At 41.9% G+C, this 2,927-nt stretch carries 3 protein-coding genes; all 3 read left to right on the top strand.

The window, feature by feature from the left end:
• The first annotated feature begins 57 nt into the window (after positions 1-57).
• The 3 genes from topA to ACO4PX_RS09665 all read left to right on the top strand — a co-directional run bounded on the left by topA (position 58) and on the right by ACO4PX_RS09665 (position 2,799).
• Positions 58-2,067 carry a type I DNA topoisomerase gene (gene topA / locus ACO4PX_RS09675; protein ID WP_314834052.1) on the top strand — a complete coding sequence of 670 codons (2,010 nt, stop codon included), beginning with the start codon at positions 58-60 and terminating at the stop codon, positions 2,065-2,067.
• Between the two features lie 88 nt (positions 2,068-2,155).
• On the top strand, positions 2,156-2,512 hold the full coding sequence (locus tag ACO4PX_RS09670; RefSeq protein WP_308578825.1) for a type II toxin-antitoxin system RelE/ParE family toxin: 357 nt from the start codon (positions 2,156-2,158) through the stop codon (positions 2,510-2,512).
• Complete coding sequence (locus ACO4PX_RS09665; RefSeq protein WP_007156363.1) at positions 2,509-2,799, top strand: helix-turn-helix domain-containing protein; 291 nt, start codon at positions 2,509-2,511, stop codon at positions 2,797-2,799. The genes ACO4PX_RS09670 and ACO4PX_RS09665 overlap by 4 nt, the downstream gene beginning before the upstream one ends.
• Positions 2,800-2,927 lie beyond the last annotated feature (128 nt).

The raw sequence follows: 2,927 nt of genomic DNA, 5'->3' as shown, positions 1-2,927 counted from the left end.
AAAGGAAATGTTCTTTCGCTTTACAGCAAGTTATACCGGAACAGGAAAGGATGAGGAATGGCAAATAATCTCATTATTGTGGAGTCACCAGCCAAGGTAAAAACCATCAGTAAGTTTTTAGGAAAGTCCTATACCATTGATGCAACTATGGGACATTTAATTGATATGCCCAAAAGTTCCCTTGGAGTCGATGTGGAAAATGACTATGAGCCAAAGTACATTACCATCCGTGGAAAAGGGGAACTGCTGAGCAAGTTGAAAAAGGAAGCCAAAAAGGCGGATAAAATTTATCTGGCAACTGACCCGGACCGTGAAGGAGAGGCAATCAGCTGGCATTTGCAAAGAGAGCTGAATAAGGATGAGAAAAATGCAGCGAAAATCTCCCGCATAAGCTTTAACGAAATCACCAAGAATGCAGTGCAGAATGCCATTAAGAATCCCAGAGAAATCGATATGGATTTGGTGAATGCTCAGCAGGCCAGAAGAGTGATGGATCGCTTGGTGGGTTATACTATCAGCCCCTTGTTATGGCAGAAGATTCGTAAGGGCTTATCTGCCGGAAGAGTGCAGTCTGTCGCTTTAAAGATGATTTGCGATAGAGAGGCGGAGATTAATGCCTTTGAACCAGAAGAGTATTGGAGCCTTAGTGCCACCCTTTCTGTAGGAAAGAAGGAGGTAGAGGCGGTATTTTACGGAAAGGATAAAAAGCTTCCATTGTCTAAGGAAGAGGATGTTCTTTCTGTTATTTCCGAAATTGGAAAAGAAAAGCTAAAGCTTATCGAGAAAAAGAAGGGGGAAAGAAGAAAGAAGGCACCCCTTCCCTTTACCACCTCTACTTTACAGCAGGAAGCGGCAAAGCTTCTTTCCTTCCCCACCCAAAAGACTATGCGTATTGCCCAGTCTTTGTATGAGGGAGTGAATGTAAAGGGAAGAGGAGTGGTTGGTTTAATTACCTACCTTCGTACGGACTCCACCAGAATTTCTGAAGAAGCCCATGCAGCGGTGCTGGAAAAGATTGGACAGGAGTACGGTCCCGAGTACTGCCAGAAGACGCAGACTGAAGATAAGAAGGAAGGGAAGATTCAGGATGCTCATGAGGCTATCCGTCCCAGCTACCTGGAGATTACCCCCTTCGAGGCAAAGGAAAGTCTTGGAAAGGATGAGTACCGTTTATATCAGTTGATTTATAAGCGCTTTGTGGCTTCCAGAATGGAAGCGGCCGTTTATGAGACGGAAACGGTAAAATTTCAGGCTAAGGACTACATCTTCACCTTAAATGGCAGCCGTCTGCGTTTCGACGGATTTCTCGCCGTATATATGTCTGAAGAAGATAAGGCGGAGAAAAATGTTACTCTTCCGGAGATGAAGGAGGGTGACTCCTTTAAGGTGGAAAAATGGAATAAGGAGCAGCATTTTACCCAGGCGCCTCCTCATTATACTGAGGCTTCTTTGGTTAAGGCCTTGGAAGAGGGAGGCATTGGAAGACCCTCTACCTACGCGCCTACCATTGGAACCCTTCTTTTACGTCGTTATATTACCAAGGAGAAGAAGAATATTTTCGTTACCGAATTGGGAAATGCGGTAAATGAAATGATGTCCAAGAACTTCCCAACCATCGTGGATAAGGGCTTTACAGCCAATCTTGAGTCTTTACTGGACTCTGTCAGTGTGGGACAGACTTCCTGGAAAACCATTGTGGAAAACTTCTACCCGGATCTTTCTCAGGCTGTAGAAAAGGCTAAAGAAGAGGTGGAGAAGGTTAAGATTAACGAGGAAGAAACGGATGTAGTCTGTGACAAGTGTGGTAGAAAGATGGTCATTAAGTATGGCCCTCATGGAAAATTCCTGGCTTGCCCCGGCTTTCCGGACTGTAAAAATACGAAGCCTTACGTGGAATACGCCGGTTTCCTTTGCCCGACCTGCGGTGCGGAGTGCGTAAAGAAGAGAAGTAAGAAGGGTAGAATTTTCTATTCCTGCTCCCGTTATCCGGAATGTGACTACATGACTTGGCAGAAGCCAAAGGATGCAGTGACCGGGGAGAAAAAAGAAGGGGAGATTATGGCGTAAGCCGGAAATATTAAGTTTGTTACAAAGGGAATATTGTTCTTGTGATAATGAGTTTTATCTCATATAATAAATGGACGAGGTAGTAACAATGAAATTCACTGTGGAGTTTTATGAGAAAGAAAATGGTGAAATTCCTGTAATAAACTTTATAGACTCCTTAGAACCTAAAATGGGAGCAAAAGTATTATCTTTAATAGAAATACTAGAAGAGAAGGGTAATCAGCTGAGACTGCCTTATAGTGAATGTCTTGAGGATGGGATTTTTGAATTACGATGTAAGTTTGGTTCAGATATTACACGTACTCTGTATTTCTTTTATGAAGGTGCGAATATTATTTTGACGAATAGTTTCGTCAAGAAAACTCAAAAAACTCCCGCACAGGAAATAAAACTTGCGAAACTTAGGAGAGCTGACTACTTGTCACGAAAGGGAAAATTGAAATGAAGCTTCAAGAGTATAAACAGAATAAGATGCGAGATTCTGAATTTGCGAAAGCCTATGAAGAAGTACAGCCGGAAATGAATATCATTAGAGCTATTATTGATGCTCGAATAGCGAAGAATATGACACAAAAAGATTTATCTAATAAAACCGGCATTAATCAATCGGAGATTAGTAAGTTGGAGAATGGAACAAGAAATCCTTCTATAAAGCTATTACAAAGATTGGCTGAAGGAATGGATATGGTGTTGGATGTATCTTTTAAAGAAAAAACTTTATCTAAGCCTTAAATCTTTTGAAATCTTTTGATTGAAATTCTTTTTCTTGACGAAAAAAAACGATGGTGATATACTATTTTCGTTTGCAGAAGTGGCGGAATGGCAGACGCGCACGGTTCAGGTCCGTGTGAGGTAACACT

The organism is Oribacterium sp., from assembly GCF_057249185.1.
The sequence above is the reverse complement of the archived record's forward strand: the minus strand, read 5'-3'. Positions and strand labels throughout refer to the sequence as shown.